At 70.3% G+C, this 344-nt stretch carries 1 protein-coding gene; it reads left to right on the top strand.

Annotated elements, in window-relative coordinates:
* Nucleotides 1–344, top strand: a 344-nt coding sequence (locus tag D588_RS24965) for a hemagglutinin repeat-containing protein (protein WP_043085198.1), incomplete at both ends; no start/stop codon positions are given.

The following is a 344-nucleotide window of genomic DNA, read 5'->3' as shown; positions in this document are numbered from 1 at the left end:
CAGCGACAACGGCGACGTCTCGCTCAACGCCACGGCCGGCCTGAGCAACACCGGCACCATCGGCGGCGCCAATGTCAGCGCCAATGTCGGCAACCTGCTCAACCAGGGCCGCATCGTGTCCAGCGGCACCGTGGCGCTGCAGGCCAATCAGGACCTGCTCAACCTCGGCGGCCAGATCGCTGGCCGCGACGTGCTGCTCAGCGCCGGTCGCGACCTCACCAGCACCACCCGCGACGCCATCGCAGGCGGCGACCTGCGTTCGGGCATCACTGCCGGCAACAACCTGCTGCTGCAGGCCGGCCGCGACCTCAGCCTCACCGGCACCACCGTGCAGGCCGGCAACA

Origin of the sequence: Xanthomonas sp. SHU 308 (assembly GCF_000364645.1) — a bacterium.
GTDB lineage: Bacteria > Pseudomonadota > Gammaproteobacteria > Xanthomonadales > Xanthomonadaceae > Xanthomonas_A > Xanthomonas_A sontii.
This window is presented reverse-complemented; position numbering and strand designations above follow the sequence as displayed.